The following is an 18063-nucleotide window of genomic DNA, read 5'->3' as shown; positions in this document are numbered from 1 at the left end:
TACAGCAAATTAAAAACAGATGAACCTGAATGATCTTACCGTAATTGATACTGAAAAAATTGCTTTAGACGATTTATTTTTTAGTGATGAAAATAAAGCTGCTTTGCTTCAGATTATCAAAGAGCATCAATATATCGAAGAATTAAAGCAATACAATCTTAAAGTTGACAATAAAATTTTACTGCACGGAAGCTCTGGCTGCGGTAAAACGACAACAGCAAAAGCGATTGCCAATACTTTAAATAAAAAGATTATCATTGTCAATCTAAGTACTGTTGTTGATTCTAGAATTGGCGAAACTTCTAAAAACTTAAAAGCAATTTTTGATAAAGCGATTCGCGAAAGAGCTGTTTTATTTTTGGATGAATTTGACCAAATCGGAAAAAGCCGTGACAGTGACGATAAAGATGTTGGCGAAATGAGGCGTTTAGTAAATACCATCATTCAGCTTTTTGATTATTTCCCTTCTGACAGTTTATTGATTTGCGCAACGAATCATTATGAAATAATAGATAGCGCTTTATTGCGAAGATTTCAGCTTCGTTTGAAATATGAAATGCCTTTAGAAAAACAGCTCAATATTTATTACGATAAAGTTTTAAGCACCTTTCCAGAACATTTTCAAAACATAGAAAGAAAATATTCTATTTCTTATGCCGAAGCTTTAGATTATACCAATACTAAGATGAAAAGGCAGATTATTGCTGCTTTGGATTCTAAATAAAAAGAAAAACCCGCTGACACTAACAGCGGGTTTTCATTTGGCGGAGTTTTATATAATAGAATGAATAGTGTACTAAATTTATAGTCCTCTAGTCAACCAGCCTTTTTTGTTGGCAGTTGCAATGGCATAAGGCGTAATCCAGAATAAACTGAAAGTGTAGAAAACACTGTAAGAATATGCCCAGAATGATTCTGCAAGCGTATATCTTTTTGCGTAAAACAACATAGAAAATGTTGAGAATATTAAGATCGCTGCCAATGTTGAACTAATGAATAATATTGGGTGAACTGCAATAAAGTAGAACATAAACAATAAGAACGGATACGTCATTGCAATTTTGAAAAACTGATTTAAAAACAGCATTCTAGGTCCAAATTTTGATTCTTTTCTAAAATCAGTGAAAACAAATTTTGCCATCATCAGATTTTCACGAACGTTACTTCTCGCCCATCTAATGAACATTTTGTATAATCCTTTGTATTCTTCTGGAACATTGGTTAATACAACTGCATTTCTTTGAAATTTCACTTCAAAACCTTGTTTCAAAATCATATTTGTAAGAGCACGATCTTCTCCAATATCTGATGGTTGTCCCATAAAAGTTTGGTTGATCCATTCAGGAAGACAGTTAAAAACTGCATCTCTTCTGTACGCTGCCAAAGCTCCTGGCGTACACAATACAGAACCTAATTGGCTTTCTGCAGAACGTTGGAATTCGAAACTCATTACAAAACTTACATTAAGCATTTTTGGTAAAATTGCTTTTTTGTTGTTCAAAACCTGAACATTTCCTGCAACTGCACCACATTTTTTGTTTACAACAAATGGGCTTACCAAGTTTCTTAAAGTATCTTTTTTCACAATAGAATCACTATCTACAGTTACAAAGATTTCTCCTGTTCCTAATTTAAAACCTCTGTATAAAGCTTGACGTTTTCCTTGATTTTTAGGCTGTTGAAAAATCGTAACACGATCTCCTAATTTTGCTTTTGCTTCTTGCATCCAGTACCAAGTATCATCTTTACTTCCATCGTCAATAGCTAGAAGCTGTAATTTTTCTGCTGGATAATCGCTTTCTGCAAGACTCAATAAAGTATCCCAAACTAGTTTTCCTTCATTGTATGCTGGAACGATAATCGTACAAGTTGGCAATAAATCGTCTGATACTGATGGAATTGCTTTATATGTTAAATACAAATAAGAGCTGTACAAGAAAACTCCTGTTTGATAGAAAAATAAAATTGTTGTGATGATCAAAAATGGTAATCCCCAATACGAAGCAATTCTTTCAAAATGAAATTGTTCGAAATCGTCTTGCAATTGAAATACCACAACGACACTTGCAATTAATAATAAAAATGTTGCAATAAGAACTGTTAATCCGAAAGGACTTGTTGGCCTTTCTACATGTACTTTTTCTGATTTTTCATTGGTTCTAAAAAAAGAACCGTTTAATGTTTTTTTGCTGATTGCTGAACTGCTGTTCGCATAAAATTGGTCTGAGATAATTGTTTCGCTTTCCATGCTTATACTCCTTTTTTAATTTCTTTAATTTGGCTTTTAGCAAAATCTTCTTCCTTTCAAAAAACGGACACATCTGAGATTTTGACACTAACACAATTTACAAGCGGCATGCCAATACGGTTTTAAACTGGTATAGAGCCATTTAGAAAAACAGAGATAAAAAAGAGTGTGTAATTATTTCACACTTTTAGGAAACAGTATACACTAAAATGGTGAAAATTTGAATGGGAAAAGCGAGATTTTAGAAGGGTTTACACAATTTTCTTCTTCTATTTGATAAAGAAATTGGAATCTCGAAGAGCAATCTTTTTAAAACAAAAAGCTGCAAGAATTAATAAAACGCAATTATTAAATTAAAATTGTATTCGATAAAAAATCAATTCTATTTTATTCTTTTTTTCCTCTTTTAAAAAACATTCTTCATAAAAAAACTAGAAGTCTTACTTAAAAAAGTTAAATTTATCGAAACAAAACTTAAACTCTAAATTAAGGAGACTAAAAAATGACTAAAGAGCATTATTATCTTTTATTGGCTGATGACGACGAAGATGACTGCCTTTTCTTTAAAGAAGCTCTCGACGAAATCGCAATCAGCACCACATTATCAATGGTACACGACGGCGTACAATTGATGGATTATTTAAAAACAAATATTTCAAACCTTCCAGATGTTCTTTTTTTGGATTTAAACATGCCTAGAAAAAATGGTCTGGAATGCCTAGCAGAAATAAAAGATAGCGAAAACTTAAAAAACCTGGCCATTATAATTTTCTCTACTTCGTTAGACAGCGAAATAGTAGATAAATTATACCAAAAAGGCGCTTCTTTTTATATTAGAAAACCTGGTGAATTTTCTAAACTCAAAAATGTAATAGAAAAAGCACTCAACATTGCATCCGAAAATAATTTCAAACAGCCCGAAAGAGCCCATTTCATACTGCAACCTTAATCTACTTTGGCAATGAACCGCAAACAAGAGGAACATTATTTTTTTTCCCAAGAAGGAGAAATGGGGAATTTAATTCGTTCTGCAGATTGGAGCAAAACACCTCTTGGTGATCCTAAAAATTGGCCTCAGAGTTTAAAAACAATGACAGCAATGATGCTGGGCAATCCGTTTGGAATGTACATTGCTTGGGGAGAAAATTATACACAATTGTATAATGATGCTTTTCGTCCTATTCTTGGCGCTTCTAAACATCCAAAAGCTTTAGGTATAAGTTCTCGAGAGACATTTAGTGAAATCTGGGATACTATTGGCCCTATGTTTTCTGATGTCATGAAAGGAAATGCCGTAAGTTTTCCTGATTTTAAAGTTCAACTCGACCGAAATGGTTATACCGAAGATTGCTTTTTTGATTTTTCCTATAGTCCAATAAAAACAGAAAACGGATCTATTGGTGGAATTCTGGTTACCGTTATTGAAACTACCGAAAAGAAAATTGTTTCAGACGCTTTACAGGAAAGTAACGCACGATTTGTCAATAACATTATGCAGGCGCCTGTGGCAATGTGTATTTTTAGAGGCGAAAATCATGTTGTTGAAATCGCCAACGAACAAATGCTTCAACTTTGGGAAACAAAAGCCGAAAATATAATTAACAAACCTATTTTTGAAGTTCTGCCAGGATTTAAAAAACAAGGTTTTGATGAAATTCTTAATAGCGTTTTTAGAGACGGAAAAAAAATTACTACAGATGAACATTTTGTCCAATTAAATCGAAATGGACAAACTGAAAATACTTATATCAATTTTGTTTACGAAGCTTTACGCGAAAAAGACGGCACTATTTCTGGCGTTGCAGCAATCGCGACAGAAGTTACCGCTCAAGTTTTGGCTCGTTCAAAAGTCGAAGAAAGTGAACAAAAAATAAGACAACTGGTTGAAAATGCTCCTTTTCCGATTGCGGTTTATGTGGGGAAAGAAATGCGTATTGAACTGGCAAATGAATCTATAATTAAAGTTTGGGGAAAAGGTCCCAATGTAATTGGAAAAACATACACAGAAATTCTTCCCGAATTAAAAAACGAACCTATTTTCAAACAAGTCGAAACCGTTTATGAAACAGGACAATCTTTCCATTCAAAAAATACCAGAATCGATATTATTGTAGACAATGTTTTAAAAACATCTTATTTCAATTACAGTTTTACGCCTTTGTTTGATTTAAATGGCAAAATTTACGGCGTAATGAATACAGCTGTAGATATTACCGATTTATATTTAGCCAAACAAAAAATTGAAGAAAGCGATAAACGTTTCCGTAATACCGTAAGGCAAGCCCCTGTTGGTATTACAATTTTGCGCGGTCCAGAATATGTGGCAGAAATGGCCAATGAAGCTTATCTTAAACTTGTTGACCGAACAGAAGAAAATTTTGTTGGAAGACCATTGTATGATTCTCTTCCGGAAGTAAAAGAAACCGTTAGCGCTTTATTAGATAGTGTTTTAAATACTGGAATTCCCTTTCACGGAATTGAAGTTCCTGTTCCTTTAAATCGATATGGAAAAATCGAAACTTCTTATTTCGACTTTCTTTATCATCCTCTAAAAGAAGAAGATGGAACAATCTCAGGAATTTTGGTTACAGTTACCGAAGTAAGCGAAAAAGTGGAAGCCAGAAAAAAAGTCGAACTCAACGAAGATCGTCTTAAAATTGTGGTCGAGGCCAGCGAATTAGGAACTTGGGAATTGAATGTTAAAAATAAAGATTTTACCTATTCTGATAGATATTTGGAAATCATTCGCGGTTACACCAATGATAAATCATTAACTCATCAGGAATTATTAACACATCTTCATCCCGATGATGCAAATGCTAGAGATAAAGGTTTTAAAGAAGCTCTAAAATCAGGCTTACTAAATTATGAAGTTCGTGTAATTTGGAAAGACCAATCGATTCATTGGGTTGAAGCAAAAGGAAAAGTTTTCTATGATGAAAATAATCAACCTGAAAAACTAATTGGAACGATTCGCGACATTACCGAAGAAAAAGAATATCAGCAAAAAATAGAAGAAAGCGAAAAGAAACTGCGAAATCTTATCATGCAGTCGCCTGTTCCAAAAGCCATTTTGCGCGGAAATGATTTTGTGATCGAAATGGCCAATTTTGTGCTCTTAAGTAATATTTGGAAAAAAGAAGAAAGTGAAGTTCAAGGAAAAAAAATATTAGAAATATTCCCAGAACTCAAAAGTCAGAAATATGGACATTTGCTAAAACAAGTTTACGAATCTGGAAATGTCTATGCTGAATCTGAGTCTTTGCTTTACATTAAAAATGAAAAGTTAGGCAATCAATTTTATGTAGATTTTGAATTTGCACCGCTCCGCGAAAGCGATAATTCGATTTCTGGAATCAGAATGACGCTTATTGATGTTACAGAAAAAGTCGAAGCGAGAAAAAAAATCGAAGAAAGCGAGAAAAGATTCCGTTCACTTACAGAAAGTATTCCGCAATTAATTTGGGAAACTGATGCAGAAGGAAATTCACTTTTCACCTCAGGAAAATGGCTCGAATATACTGGCGTTGAACCAGGAATTGAAGGTTCATGGCAAAAAATGATTCATCCAGATGATTTTGAAGAAAATGTAAAAGTCTGGCAACACGCACTTAAAACAGGAGAAATGTATCGTTGTGATGTGAGAATGCATAGGAAAGACGGTTCTTATAGATGGCACACGGTTATTGGCGAACCTGTTTTTGGACTTGACAATAAAATTATAAAATGGGTTGGCGCCTTTACCGATATTCATACAGAAAAAGCCTTTACGCACGAACTAGAACAACAAGTTACAGCCAGAACTAGAGAATTAATTCAGATTAATGAATCGCTTCGAAAAAGTGAAGAACGTTATCATTTAATGGTCGAAGAAGTTCAAGAATATTCCATTCTTTACTTAAATTCAAAAGGTATTGTAGAGAATTGGAATGTTGGAGCTGAAAAAATCAAAGGTTACAAAGCAGAAGAAATCATCGGAAAATATTTTGCTATTTTTTATACCGAAGAAGATCAAAAAGCAAAATTGCCTGAAAAACTTTTGGAGCTTGCAAGAGAAAAAGGAAAAGTTATTCATGAAGGTTGGCGTTCGCGTAAAAACGGAAGTTTGTTTTGGGCAAGCGTTGTTATTACGGCCGTTCATAATAAAAAAGGTGATATTATTGGTTTTTCTAAAGTAACGCACGATTTAACTGAAAGAAAAAAAGCCGATGATAAATTAAAAATGAATGCACTCGAACTAGAGCAGAAAAATAATGAACTCGAAGAAATGAACAAGGAACTTCAGTCATTTGCTTATATTTCGAGTCATGATTTGCAGGAACCACTTCGAAAAATACAAACTTTTGCTTCGCAGATTATCGAAAAAGAATCGGAAAGTTTATCAGAAAACGGAAAAGATAAATTTAAACGAATGCAGAATGCTGCACAGCGAATGCAGACTTTAATAAATGATTTATTGGCGTATTCGAGAACGAATAGTCAAGAACGAATTTTTATAAAAACAGATCTTAGCCAAATTATTAAAGAAGTAAAAGAAGATTTAACCGAAGAATTAGAACAAAAAAGTGCTGTAATTGAAATCGGACAGACTTCTGAAGTTGATATTATTCCGTTTCAGTTCAAGCAATTGCTATACAATTTGATCAGTAATTCATTAAAATTTTCAAATCCTGAAATTCCTATTGTAATTAAAATTGCTAGCGAAATTGCTTTAGGCGAAAATTTAGCAGAAGAAAAACTGATTCCAGCTAAAAAATATTGCCACATCAAAGTTTCAGACAACGGAATTGGTTTTGAGGCACAATACAACAAAAAAATATTTGAAGTCTTTCAGCGTCTCCACGGCAGAGATCGCTACAACGGCACCGGAATCGGATTGGCAATTGTAAAGAAAATTGTAGAAAATCATAACGGAATCATTACAGCTTCTGGCATTCACAACGAAGGAGCTTCTTTTGATATTTATATTCCTGTAAATTAAAAATTTTCAAATTTGAAATAATAAAAAAACGGAAACTTCTTAATTGGAGTTTCCGTTTTCCATTTCAAAACGAATTTGAAATTATCTCAAAACATTTTTTTTATCTAGTATAAACAGTAATTACACCAGTTGTTTTGTCTTTAATTTTTAGTTCTTTATTAGTAAGGTTCATGATGTCACTTGTTGAACTAATATTTCCAACAGTGATAGTCAAATCGTTATGAGATCTTACGTAAGTACCTGTAGTTTCTGTCAAAGAACAGTCAGAACCACTGTAGTCACCAATAACTGCTGCATTACTTAATCTTAAATCTAAATAGTCTCTGTTACATCCTGCGGCATTTTCTGGTGCATCAATTAATACTTCCTGCCCATTAACAATTGTTCCAGTTTGGCTTAAGTTATACTTCCCTTGGATTGGAACTATTGTTTCTCCTTCATTATCGTCGTTACTACAAGAGGTTACGAACATTCCCGCGCTTAAGGCTAATACGAATAATATGCTTTTATTTTTCATGTTGATTTGTTTTTTATTAATTTAATTTAATAATGCTAAATTAAAAGTATATACTTACAAATAATTCCATGATTTTAGGATAATCTTACATAAATCGCATTTTAAGCCCGTTTTGGTTTTTAATAACTATTTACATTTTGGTAGATCTGATAAGTAAGTATCAATCATATATTTTGTAATTGGCTTTAAGAATCTTTGTGTATTTTCTGGATAAGGAGCAAATTGATTATAACACTGTATCGAATCTCCAATTTTAATATAGAACACTTTTGCTGCACCTTTATCATCAAAAAATTTGGTTGTATCGCATACTGTGATCTTTTTCAAATTGAAATATCTAGCATCATAATAGGTATCACAATAGCCTTCATCAGATTTATTTATTTTTTCATAATGATCATTCGTCCATTGCATGCAATCTTTTTTTGAAATGTTTGAATAAATGATAAAACTTAATGCTGCAAGAAAAGCCGCAATTACTAAATATCTTTTAAATCCAGATTTTACCACATTATTTCCTCCTCCCTTAGCAGGAGGTGAAACATCTACTATACCTGTCGGAATTGTTTCCCAACTCTGATTTTCATCTTGTTCTATTTCTTCAGCTTCATCTTGATCTACTTCCTCATTTTTATCTTTCTCAGATTCTTCATTTTTTAAATCAGGAAAGTTTTCATTTACTGCCTCGTCAATTAAAGCATCAGAAAAAAAATCACTCTTATGATGTTCAGTATCTCTTAACTCATCTATTAATTTTACTTCTTCTGGATCAAGTTGTTTTTGAAACTCTTTAAAAGGTCTAGGCTGAAGATCTACTAATATTGCTGCTAATTGAACAGTATCTTCCGCAGGACTTTCAGTTACATTCAAAAGAAATCTTCGAACTGCTGTTAATTTATTTAACTCAATTTCTCCATAAAGATTTCTATTATCCCTATCAAATGGAAAATCAAAAAATGATTTAAAAGTAATTAAGTCATCTTTACTATTATTTGTTTCAAATCTTTTCATACACAAATTTCTAAGATTTGCGGATGTTGGAGAATTCAAATTATTAGAATATTCCCCATTCTTCTCCTCTTCATATTTAGCTTTAATCGCTTTTTTATAATCTTCAAAAGTATAGTTTGGCATAGGCTTTTGACTTTTTAAAACTTTTTATAAAGTACTTTATTCAACTTTTTGTGACTTTCTGAAACTTCTTCTGACTTTCAAAAAAAACATTCGACTTTCCTGACTTTCTGGTCAATACAGGCTCAAAACGGTTGTTACTTTGCCTCAACAAAATTAGTTATCGCTTTGATCTGCAGGTCAAAAGCAAATGTACAAAACTAGTTCATGTACCAAGTGCGGAAAACCGTAAGACGGATTTTATTCCGGGAAGTATAGATGAAAATCTTACTGTTCTACGCACTTCACTTCCCAAACAAAATTTGGTATTGCCATTCATTAACCAACCTGGAAAGAATCCAGTCAGCAATACCCCTCTGTTTAACTTTTAAATTTTAAAAAAATGAAAACATTATATTTATGGGGAGCGTGCGCGCTGTTATCAATTAGTTTATTCTCTTGCTCAGCTGACGAATTAGAATCTGCGGAACAAAAATCTGAAGTAAAAAAAGAAGTTCCTACAGAAGGACAAGCAAGCGAGCCTGATCCTGGTCCTGGGGATGATCAAACTAATATTACTCCACCAAAAAAGTAACAAATAAAATTTGTTGCTTTCAATAAATTACTAAATTCGGGGAAAGTACGATTTATGCTACGATCCCCGTTTTTTTATATTCTTATCTTTCTTCTTTTCATTTCCTGTGAGGAGAAAACAAACGTATTAATCAAAGGTGATGAAACAAAAAAAGAAGCAAAACTTCTACAAGAAAAAGCGACAGATCAATTCTTGAAGAGCAACTACAACAATGCTTTTTACCTTTTTAATAAATCAAAAATTGCTTTTGAATTTTCTAAAGACAGCACAAATATTGTCTACAATTTAATTCGGATGGCAAACATCCAACAAATAAATGGTGATTATTATGGGAGTAAAGAAACCTTAACAGAAGCTCTCCCTTATTCAAAAATTAACAATAGCTATAAGTCTGCAATAGACAATTCCTTTGGAATTGCCGATAAAGAACTTTCCATTTATGATGATGCCATTTTTTACTACAATCAGGCTATAAAAGTTACACCAAATAAGATCGATAAACAATCTCCTCTCAATAATATTGCTGTTGTCTATATTAAACAGAAAAAATATGATAAAGCTATTATAATTCTAGAAGGAATTTTAGAAACAGAAGCATTCGATAATTTTATAAAAAGTAAAGCAAGAGTAATTGACAATCTTGGATTTGCTTATTATAAAAAAGGCTCAAATGAAAAAGGGCTTCAACTAATGAATGAGAGCCTGGAATTAAGAAAAAAAAATGAAGATGTGTATGGAAGTATAGAAAGCTATCTTCATCTCGCAGAATTTTATTCTCAAACTGATATTCAAAAATCAAATGAAAAAGCAAAAAAAGCTTACGAAATTGCTACCCAGCTTAATAGTATTGATGAACGTTTGAGAGCATTATCGTTTCTTATTTCTAATGGATCTGATGTCAAATATGGAAAAAGGTATGTTTCTTTAAATGACAGCATTATAAAAGTTAGAAACAATTTTAAAAATAAATTTGCCAAAATAAAATATGATTCTAAAAAAGAAAAAGACGAAAACCAGAAACTTCGCTTAGAGAAAGCTGAAAATTTACTTGCACTTCAAAAAGCACAATATCAAAAAATCTTTTTTCTAATTGGTTTTGTATCTCTTTTTCTATTATTGCTTTATTTGAGAAAGTTCTATCAAAACCGAAATCGAATTGAAAAACTAAAAACAGCTTATGACACTGAAACCAGAATTGCCAAAGACATTCATGATGAGTTGGCAAATGACGTTTTCAATACCATTACTTTTACACAAACTCAGTCATTAGAAAATGAAAGCACGAAAGAAAATTTAATTCAAAAATTAGATAATATTTATTCGCGAGTTCGAGGAATTTCTCGAGAAAATAATGATATCGATACTGGCGTAAATTATCCGAGTAATTTAAAAGAAATGCTTTCAACTTATAATAGCAGTCAAACAAACATTATCATTAATGGCGTTGATAAAGTAAATTGGGATTCAGTTGAGGATTTGAAAAAAATTGCCATTCAAAGAGTTTTACATGAATTAATGGTTAATATGAAAAAACATAGTGACGCTTCTGTAGTATCAATAAAATTTAATTCAAACTCAAATTTTCTATTTATTGATTACAGCGATATTGGTAAAGGCTGTGAAAAATCAAAAATTATAAAAAATGGTTTGCAAAATATGGAAAACCGTATTTTGTCCTTAAAAGGAACTATTACTTTTGATACTGAACCTGATAAAGGTTTTAAAGTAAAAATAACAATGCCTAAATAAAAGCCTATGTTTAAAAAAGTAATTATTGCCGAGGATTTCGAAGAATTCAATTTAGCCGTAAAACAAACTTTAAATGATTTTGACATTGTCAATTTTCAACACGCAAAATATTGTGATGATGCCTTTCTAAAAATAAGAAAAGCCATTCAGGATAATGAACCTTATGATCTATTGATTAGTGATCTTTCCTTTAAAAAAGACCATCGTGAAGTAAAAATTGGCAGTGGAGATGAGCTAATTCAGAAAGTTCGTGAACTTCAGCCTGATATTAAAATTATTGCTTATTCTATTGAAGATAAAAATGTTCGCATAAAATCACTTTTTGACAATTCTGAAATTAATGCTTTTGTTTTAAAAGGCAGAAACAGTATAGAAGACCTCAAAAAAGCCATTACATTAATTTCGACTTCTGATAAAAATTTTATTTCTCCAGAAGTAGCTTCTGCACTTCAGGAAAAAGGCAATTATGAAATAGATGATGTTGACATTAAAATTCTAAAATATTTGTCTGCTGGTACATCTCAAGATGAAATTATTGAAATTTTTAAAAACAGCGATACAAAACCAAATAGTAAAAGTGCCATGGAAAAAAGATTAGCAAAACTAAAAGATTTTTTCAAGGCTAATAATACGATTCATCTCGTTTCTATAACAAAAGATATGGGGATTATTTAAATTCTTATTACTTCATTTTTAAAGCTCCTTCGGGAGCTTTTTTTATTTCTAAAATCTAAATCTTAGCGATTATGGATTTCCGTAAAATATTGATTTTGATTGGTTTTACTTTTGGATTATTAATCAATTAAAATTAAAAACATGAAAAAATTAGCTGTTTTATTTAGCTTATTCTTCTTAGTATTAGGAGGAAGTATCGAAGCTCAAAGTGGTCATTACAAAGGTGGAAAAGGTAGTTCTCATAAAGGTGGGAAATACAAAAACTCAAGCACTAATAATCACTACAAAAAAAGAAAATAATTGTTTTCAACTTCGATTGACGTGAGAATTAAGGATATGTCTATAGAAGTTTCAACAATAAGAAAATCTTTAATTAACTAATCCTAAAAAATTATGGGCTTTCGATTTCAAAAAAGAATAAAACTTGGAGGCGGACTCGGATTAAACGTAAGCAAATCTGGAATTTCTCCAAGTTTAAGAACCAAAATAGGAACTTTTAGTAAAAATGGATATTCTACTAAAACAGGTATTCCAGGAGTGCGATACCAAAACAGCGGATGCCTTGTTCTATTTGCCTTCACAGGACTTCTCGCATTTTTAATTTATCATTTAAAATAATCTAATCATGAAACATAAAAAAATCATAGCAATTTCTATTTCATTATTAACATTCACAGGCATTATAATTTCTTGTTCAGATTCAGGAGATTCAACTGAAATAACTTCTAGTTCTAATTCAGGATCAAGCTCAAATTGTCCTACCAAAACTTGCGCCGATTTTAAAAGTCAAGCTGATGCTCAAAAAACTTTTGACAGCAACAAAAGCTGTTACAAAAATCTAGATGCAGATGGAGATGGAAAAGCGTGTGAATCTTTAAAATAAATAACCCTTTAAACATGATAACACTAGAACTAAAAAGTCACTTTTTGAGATTATATCAAATGGCATTATCTGATGATCAATTTAATGTATTAGAGCTTCAAATGCTATATCATTTTGCAGATGAAAGAGGGATTCCAAAAGAAGAACTTGATAAACTTTTTCTAAACCCTGTCAATACCGAATTTATAGCCCCAGAAGCCTTAAATACAAAAATTGAATATCTGTATGATCTTACCAGAATTATTTGGGCAGATGGAAAAATTACTGATGACGAATTAAATATGCTACGAAAGTATTGTAGAAAATTTGATTTTATCGAAGAAAATATCAATGATTTATCTGACTATCTTATTGATTGTGTAAAGAAAAACATTGGAAAAGAAGAAATTATTAGTCAACTAAACGCTTAAGTTATGAAACCACTAACACAATTATTTAGTTTAAAAAAATCTGAAGATTCTTCTTTTAAAATTTTAGAAGAAAATGAAGAAGATAGAGAACAAATTAGAATAACGTATTATCAAAGCGGTTTTGCCGCATCGGTTAAAGCTACTGGAAAACCGATTGTTTTAAAAGCATGTCTCCAAAATTTATATATGAGTTTTGAAGATCAATGCCGAAAACAAAAAATGGAACAAGATAGGCTAAAACAACCGTATCGCGAAGAACAGGAAAAAAATAGAACCGAGCTCAAAAAATCTGAAGCCGCAATTGGCATTTTTGAGAAAAAAGAGCAGGATATCAATGAAAATATCGATCAGATTAAAAACGAAATTATCGAGGTAAAACGGAATCCTGATAAATACGGAATTGAAGAAGGAAAAGGCCTTAAAGCTCAATTTTACATTGGTTTGATTCTTTTGCTTCCAATTACATTATATGTTTTGGTTTTCTACATTTCGGCTTCTTATTCTGCTTTTTTCAAGGAATTTTCAAATGACAGTTTAACAGCAGCAATTTTCGATGCCGACGCATTTACAAATGCTTTTAAAGCAAGTTGGCTTGAAGGAGTTTTGGTTGTAACGATTCCGTTTGTTTTTATGGGATTAGGTTATGTAATTCACATGGTTCAAAAAGGAAAAGGAATAAAAAACATTTTCAGACTCGCAGCTCTTTTTGCTATAACTTTCTTATTTGATTCTCTTTTGGCTTATATCATTGAGAAAAAAATATACGAGTTTAATAAAACAACAGAATCATCTCCGTACAATCTAAACATTGCTTTGGGGGAGCCAGAATTCTGGATGATTATTTTTGCAGGCTTTGTTGTTTATATTATATGGGGGCTTGTATTTGATTTTGTAATGAAAGAATTTGAAAACATTGATAAAATCAGAGCTTTTATAAGAGGCAAGAAAGAAAATTTATTAAACCTAGAAAAACTTAAAGCTGATTACATAAACAAGATTAATGGTTTTAAAGAGCAGATTGTCACTGTAAATGGCAAAATATCTGAACTTCAGCTGAAAATCGATGGCTTTGTTTTTCCTGTAAAAGAATATCTGCATTATCATCATCAATACAAAGAAGGATGGTTTCAGGCAATCAATACAGAAATTGCCTTACCTCATAAAGAGAAAGTGGAACTATTGGAAAACTGCGAAAATTTATCTGAAGAACATCTCGGAAGATTAAATTTAATTGATCCTGATTTTCAACATCTAGTGTATTTTAAAAACTAACATTATGAAAAATACTTTACTCAAAATTTCACTTTCTTTATTACTAATTTTATTTTTTTCTTGTAAAGAGGAAACTAAGAATGAAGAAAAAGAAACGGCTGTTAAAAATTCGGTTTCAGAAAATTATAACATCAGCATTCTTGTTGATTTATCAGATAGAATAAGCCTCCAAAAAAATCCAAATCCTACTATGGAAATATACCAAAGAGATTTAGGATATATAAAATCGGTTTCTGAAGCTTTTACAGAGCATTTAAAATCAAAAAGACTGAGGCAAATTGATGACAGAATGCAATTATTCTTTAATCCCGAACCTGAAAATCCTGAAATTAATTCTATTTCAAAGCAATTGAAAATTTCTGTAGATAAAAACAACGCTTCAAAAAAATTCCTTAATTCTATTAATAATACTTATTCTTCAAATACAGCAACAATTTATGAGTCTGCAATCAGAGATGATAAATACATTGGTTCAGATATTTGGAATTTCTTTGACAGTAAAGTACAAGATCAATGTATTGAAAAGGGTTTTAGAAACATCTTAATTATTTTAACTGATGGATATATGTTTTATGATGGAACACAAATTAAAGATGGAAATTTATCCAGTTACTTAACGCCACAGTTAATTAAACAAAATGGCCTAAATAAGAATGATTGGCAGAAAAAATTTGACAAAGAAAATTTTGGTTTCATTAAAATTGACGCCAATTTATCTAATCTTGAAGTCTTAGTTTTAGGAATAAATCCAAGCAAGAACAATCCATTTGAAGAAAAAATTATAAAAGCTTATTGGACTAAATGGCTTTCTGAAATGAAAGTAAAACATTTCGAAATTAAAAATGCTGACCTCCCTTCTAACATGGATAAAATCATTAAAGACTTTATTTAAAAAATATTACATATTAAAGAGGAACTTCATTGTCCTCTTTTTTCCATTAAAGTCCAATTCTAAGAAAACTTCTTTTTAAAATTCTCCAACATTATGAATTTTCAATAAAACCGAAGTTAAAATTACCATTACTCGTATTAATGGCATTTATCAATCTTAAAAAGAACGATTAGAAACCGTAGCTCCTTACTAAACAGAACTAAATCCAGTATAAGTACTTATTCAAAAGAATTTAATTCTAATTAGATTTATCGCAATTAAACTCTAAAAGTTTTTAACTCTAAACCGAAACGCCTATGCAAAAAAATTACTCTCTTCTATTTTTATTACTTTTTATATTTTCTTGCAAAAAAACCGATGCTCCACCGCCACTATCACAAGTAAATTCGTTTTACAAAAGTGTCGTCACACCAGACGATCGTAAAACTATTACGGCAGAAGAAGCTAAAACATATCATGTAAATTCAACATATAAGTACGAATACAGAACAGGACATCCCGGACATTATAAGTACAACTATCATGTTAAAGGAGTAAATATAAAAGGCGATTCTGTTTTTGGAAACATAAATACAGAAGGAAAATATGGTGCTGGAATTTTAATAACAGATAGTATTCCAGAACTAGAAATCAATACAGAATGGGTTTCTTATGGAAAACTAAAAGCTACCGATAAAATAGGAAACGAATACAGTCTAATTGTCAAATAAAAATAAACTAATGAAATATACTTTACTCGTAGTATTCGTTTTCTGTACATCTTTTAGTTCACCAGAAAATAACATTTTTATTTGCGGACCAAGAGGAGCAAAGAAATATCATTATAATGAAAATTGTCGAGGCTTAAGCTCATGCAGTCATGGAATCACAAAAACAACTCTCAAAGAAGCTCAAAGTTATGGTTTAACTTTATGCGGATGGGAAGACTAAAATCCTTCCATTTTAATTTTTAAACATTTGATAATAATCACTTTACAATAAATTCACATTAGTTTTCTTAATTTGATATAAAACTAATAGTTATGAAATTCTTTAATCTAAATTTTCTAGTATCTTTCAAAGAATGGCTTTTCTTAAGAGCAATGCAATCGTCCTTTTTACATTAATAAATAGCTTAATTACAAAGGAAAATACGATTGAATGAATAAAGTCGAAAGCTCATTTCTGAATAAAAACCAATTTGGTGAAGATTTCTTGTGGGGTGTTTCAACCGCCGCTTTCCAAATTGAAGGCGCACATGATTCTGATGGAAAAGGTTCTTCTATATGGGATGTTTTTACTTCTCAAAAAGGAAAAATAAAAAACGGCCATCATGCCATAACTGCCTGCGATTTCTACAACTACTATCAGGACGATATTAACTTAATTAAAGAGCTAAATATTCCTAATTTTAGATTTTCCATCAGCTGGCCACGAATTATGCCAACTGGAGTTCATCCTATCAACCAAGCAGGAATTGATTATTACAATAAAATCATAGACTCGCTACTTGCTTCTGGAATAGAACCTTGGATAACAATTTATCACTGGGATTTACCGCACGATCTCGAAGTAAAAGGAGGTTGGACAAACAGAGAATCTGTTTCTTGGTTCAAAGATTATGTTGAAGTCTGCATAAAGTACTTTGGTGATCGTGTCAAGAACTGGATGGTAATCAACGAGCCTTCTGTTTTTACTGGAGCAGGTTATTTTTTAGGAATTCACGCACCAGGCAAAAAAGGAATCACCAATTATCTAAAAGCGATGCATCATGTTACGCTCGCAACTGCTGCTGGAGCCAAAATAATTAGAGAACAGATTCCTAATGCCAATATCGGAACAACATTTTCATGTACGCATATTGAACCTGCAACAGAAAACGCAAAAGATATCGAAGCTGCAAAACGTGTTGATACTCTTTTAAATAGAACTTTTATAGAACCAATTTTAGGATTGGGTTATCCACAAAAAGATCTTCCTGTTCTTAAAAAACTTAACAATTACATTTTAGAAGACGATTTAAATAATCTTGATTTCGATTTCGATTTTATTGGCTTGCAATGCTATACAAGAGAAGTTGTAAAATCCTCCATACTTACTCCTTACATTGGCGCTGAATTGATGAGCGCTGAAAAAAGGAATGTAATTTCAACTGATATGGGATGGGAAGTTTACCCGCCAGCATTGTATCATGTTCTTAAAAAATTTAATCAATACGATGGAATTCGAAAGATAATTATTACTGAAAATGGCGCTGCTTTCCCTGATACTATAAAAAACGGAAAAGTTCATGACATAAAACGCACACATTACATTCAGGATCATTTAGAACAGATTTTAAAAGCCAAAAAAGACGGTTTAAATGTCCATGGCTATTTTGTCTGGACATTAACAGATAATTTTGAATGGGCAGAAGGCTACAATGCTCGCTTCGGCTTAATACATGTCGATTTTGAAACACAAAAAAGAACCATCAAAAATTCTGGATTGTGGTTTAAAGATTTTTTATCATAAGATAAAAATGCTATTACAAAATAAGAACTTTTAAAAACATCATTCACAAGTACAAGCAAATATTTCTTATTCTTATCAAAGGCTGTCTATAGACAGCCTTTTTCATTACTTGAGATATAATTTTTCTTTATTTCTTTTCATTGCAAAAGAGTTTTTAGATATCTTATCCATTGATTTCCCAAAACATCCTTAAAACAGAAAACCCCATCCGTATTGGATGGGGTTTTCAAAAGAAAGG

The 18063-nt window shown here is 31.5% G+C and carries 17 protein-coding genes; 14 read left to right on the top strand and 3 right to left on the bottom strand.

Going from position 1 to position 18063, the window contains the following annotated elements; translation table 11 throughout:
* The first annotated feature begins 19 nt into the window (after positions 1–19).
* Positions 20–724 (top strand): AAA family ATPase, encoded by a 705-nt coding sequence (locus ACE01P_RS20110; RefSeq protein WP_379700821.1) that lies wholly within the window; start codon positions 20–22, stop codon positions 722–724.
* A gap of 78 nt (positions 725–802) precedes the next feature.
* On the opposite strand, the gene ACE01P_RS20105 is transcribed toward ACE01P_RS20110, so the two are convergent.
* A complete protein-coding gene (locus ACE01P_RS20105) occupies positions 803–2248 on the bottom strand; it encodes a glycosyltransferase (protein WP_379700820.1) in 1446 nt (481 codons plus the stop codon).
* Positions 2249–2750: 502 nt separating this feature from the next.
* Here ACE01P_RS20105 and ACE01P_RS20100 point away from each other — a divergent pair.
* Positions 2751–3197 (top strand): response regulator, encoded by a 447-nt coding sequence (locus ACE01P_RS20100; RefSeq protein ID WP_379700819.1) that lies wholly within the window; start codon positions 2751–2753, stop codon positions 3195–3197.
* 12 nt (positions 3198–3209) lie between these two features.
* The gene (locus ACE01P_RS20095) at positions 3210–7229 is read left to right on the top strand and encodes a PAS domain S-box protein (RefSeq protein WP_379700818.1); all 4020 of its coding nucleotides are present in this window, start codon (positions 3210–3212) and stop codon (positions 7227–7229) included.
* A gap of 100 nt (positions 7230–7329) precedes the next feature.
* On the opposite strand, the gene ACE01P_RS20090 is transcribed toward ACE01P_RS20095, so the two are convergent.
* A complete protein-coding gene (locus tag ACE01P_RS20090) occupies positions 7330–7746 on the bottom strand; it encodes a lipocalin family protein (RefSeq protein WP_379700817.1) in 417 nt (138 codons plus the stop codon).
* A gap of 126 nt (positions 7747–7872) precedes the next feature.
* On the bottom strand, positions 7873–8880 hold the full coding sequence (locus ACE01P_RS20085) for a hypothetical protein (RefSeq protein WP_379700816.1): 1008 nt from the start codon (positions 8878–8880) through the stop codon (positions 7873–7875).
* Positions 8881–9259: 379 nt separating this feature from the next.
* On the opposite strand from ACE01P_RS20085, the gene ACE01P_RS20080 reads away from it, so the two are divergent.
* The 11 genes from ACE01P_RS20080 to ACE01P_RS20030 all read left to right on the top strand — a co-directional run bounded on the left by ACE01P_RS20080 (position 9260) and on the right by ACE01P_RS20030 (position 17825).
* Positions 9260–9451 (top strand): hypothetical protein, encoded by a 192-nt coding sequence (locus ACE01P_RS20080; RefSeq protein WP_379700815.1) that lies wholly within the window; start codon positions 9260–9262, stop codon positions 9449–9451.
* 54 nt (positions 9452–9505) lie between these two features.
* Positions 9506–11200, top strand: coding sequence for an ATP-binding protein (locus ACE01P_RS20075; RefSeq protein ID WP_379700814.1), 1695 nt, complete (start codon positions 9506–9508; stop codon positions 11198–11200).
* A 6-nt stretch (positions 11201–11206) separates the two neighbouring features.
* Positions 11207–11875 carry a response regulator gene (locus ACE01P_RS20070; protein ID WP_379700813.1) on the top strand — a complete coding sequence of 223 codons (669 nt, stop codon included), beginning with the start codon at positions 11207–11209 and terminating at the stop codon, positions 11873–11875.
* Between the two features lie 141 nt (positions 11876–12016).
* Entirely contained in the window at positions 12017–12175 is a 159-nt protein-coding gene (locus ACE01P_RS20065) for a hypothetical protein (protein ID WP_379700812.1), read from the top strand.
* A gap of 93 nt (positions 12176–12268) precedes the next feature.
* Positions 12269–12493, top strand: coding sequence for a DUF4236 domain-containing protein (locus ACE01P_RS20060; protein WP_379700811.1), 225 nt, complete (start codon positions 12269–12271; stop codon positions 12491–12493).
* 7 nt (positions 12494–12500) lie between these two features.
* Positions 12501–12758 (top strand): excalibur calcium-binding domain-containing protein, encoded by a 258-nt coding sequence (locus ACE01P_RS20055; RefSeq protein ID WP_379700810.1) that lies wholly within the window; start codon positions 12501–12503, stop codon positions 12756–12758.
* A 14-nt stretch (positions 12759–12772) separates the two neighbouring features.
* Entirely contained in the window at positions 12773–13168 is a 396-nt protein-coding gene (locus tag ACE01P_RS20050; protein ID WP_379700809.1) for a hypothetical protein, read from the top strand.
* A 3-nt stretch (positions 13169–13171) separates the two neighbouring features.
* Complete coding sequence (locus tag ACE01P_RS20045; RefSeq protein WP_379700808.1) at positions 13172–14440, top strand: ABC transporter permease; 1269 nt, start codon at positions 13172–13174, stop codon at positions 14438–14440.
* 4 nt (positions 14441–14444) lie between these two features.
* A complete protein-coding gene (locus ACE01P_RS20040) occupies positions 14445–15332 on the top strand; it encodes a hypothetical protein (RefSeq protein ID WP_379700807.1) in 888 nt (295 codons plus the stop codon).
* A gap of 296 nt (positions 15333–15628) precedes the next feature.
* On the top strand, positions 15629–16042 hold the full coding sequence (locus tag ACE01P_RS20035; RefSeq protein WP_379700806.1) for a hypothetical protein: 414 nt from the start codon (positions 15629–15631) through the stop codon (positions 16040–16042).
* Positions 16043–16472: 430 nt separating this feature from the next.
* Positions 16473–17825: a GH1 family beta-glucosidase gene (locus ACE01P_RS20030; protein ID WP_379700805.1), complete on the top strand. Its 1353-nt coding sequence runs from the start codon at positions 16473–16475 to the stop codon at positions 17823–17825.
* The last annotated feature ends 238 nt before the right edge of the window (positions 17826–18063 follow it).

The organism is Flavobacterium sp. HJSW_4 (assembly GCF_042436695.1).
In the GTDB taxonomy this organism is placed as follows: Bacteria; Bacteroidota; Bacteroidia; order Flavobacteriales; family Flavobacteriaceae; genus Flavobacterium.
The sequence above is the reverse complement of the archived record's forward strand: the minus strand, read 5'-3'. Positions and strand labels throughout refer to the sequence as shown.

What these genes read in the sequence shown, in the direction of transcription:
- ACE01P_RS20110 (WP_379700821.1), top strand. Translation starts at nt 20, where the DNA reads ATGAACCTGAATGATCTTACCGTAATTGATACTGAAAAAATTGCTTTA.
- ACE01P_RS20105 (WP_379700820.1), bottom strand. Translation starts at nt 2,248, where the DNA reads ATGGAAAGCGAAACAATTATCTCAGACCAATTTTATGCGAACAGCAGT.
- ACE01P_RS20100 (WP_379700819.1), top strand. Translation starts at nt 2,751, where the DNA reads ATGACTAAAGAGCATTATTATCTTTTATTGGCTGATGACGACGAAGAT.
- ACE01P_RS20095 (WP_379700818.1), top strand. Translation starts at nt 3,210, where the DNA reads ATGAACCGCAAACAAGAGGAACATTATTTTTTTTCCCAAGAAGGAGAA.
- ACE01P_RS20090 (WP_379700817.1), bottom strand. Translation starts at nt 7,746, where the DNA reads ATGAAAAATAAAAGCATATTATTCGTATTAGCCTTAAGCGCGGGAATG.
- ACE01P_RS20085 (WP_379700816.1), bottom strand. Translation starts at nt 8,880, where the DNA reads ATGCCAAACTATACTTTTGAAGATTATAAAAAAGCGATTAAAGCTAAA.
- ACE01P_RS20080 (WP_379700815.1), top strand. Translation starts at nt 9,260, where the DNA reads ATGAAAACATTATATTTATGGGGAGCGTGCGCGCTGTTATCAATTAGT.
- ACE01P_RS20075 (WP_379700814.1), top strand. Translation starts at nt 9,506, where the DNA reads ATGCTACGATCCCCGTTTTTTTATATTCTTATCTTTCTTCTTTTCATT.
- ACE01P_RS20070 (WP_379700813.1), top strand. Translation starts at nt 11,207, where the DNA reads ATGTTTAAAAAAGTAATTATTGCCGAGGATTTCGAAGAATTCAATTTA.
- ACE01P_RS20065 (WP_379700812.1), top strand. Translation starts at nt 12,017, where the DNA reads ATGAAAAAATTAGCTGTTTTATTTAGCTTATTCTTCTTAGTATTAGGA.
- ACE01P_RS20060 (WP_379700811.1), top strand. Translation starts at nt 12,269, where the DNA reads ATGGGCTTTCGATTTCAAAAAAGAATAAAACTTGGAGGCGGACTCGGA.
- ACE01P_RS20055 (WP_379700810.1), top strand. Translation starts at nt 12,501, where the DNA reads ATGAAACATAAAAAAATCATAGCAATTTCTATTTCATTATTAACATTC.
- ACE01P_RS20050 (WP_379700809.1), top strand. Translation starts at nt 12,773, where the DNA reads ATGATAACACTAGAACTAAAAAGTCACTTTTTGAGATTATATCAAATG.
- ACE01P_RS20045 (WP_379700808.1), top strand. Translation starts at nt 13,172, where the DNA reads ATGAAACCACTAACACAATTATTTAGTTTAAAAAAATCTGAAGATTCT.
- ACE01P_RS20040 (WP_379700807.1), top strand. Translation starts at nt 14,445, where the DNA reads ATGAAAAATACTTTACTCAAAATTTCACTTTCTTTATTACTAATTTTA.
- ACE01P_RS20035 (WP_379700806.1), top strand. Translation starts at nt 15,629, where the DNA reads ATGCAAAAAAATTACTCTCTTCTATTTTTATTACTTTTTATATTTTCT.
- ACE01P_RS20030 (WP_379700805.1), top strand. Translation starts at nt 16,473, where the DNA reads ATGAATAAAGTCGAAAGCTCATTTCTGAATAAAAACCAATTTGGTGAA.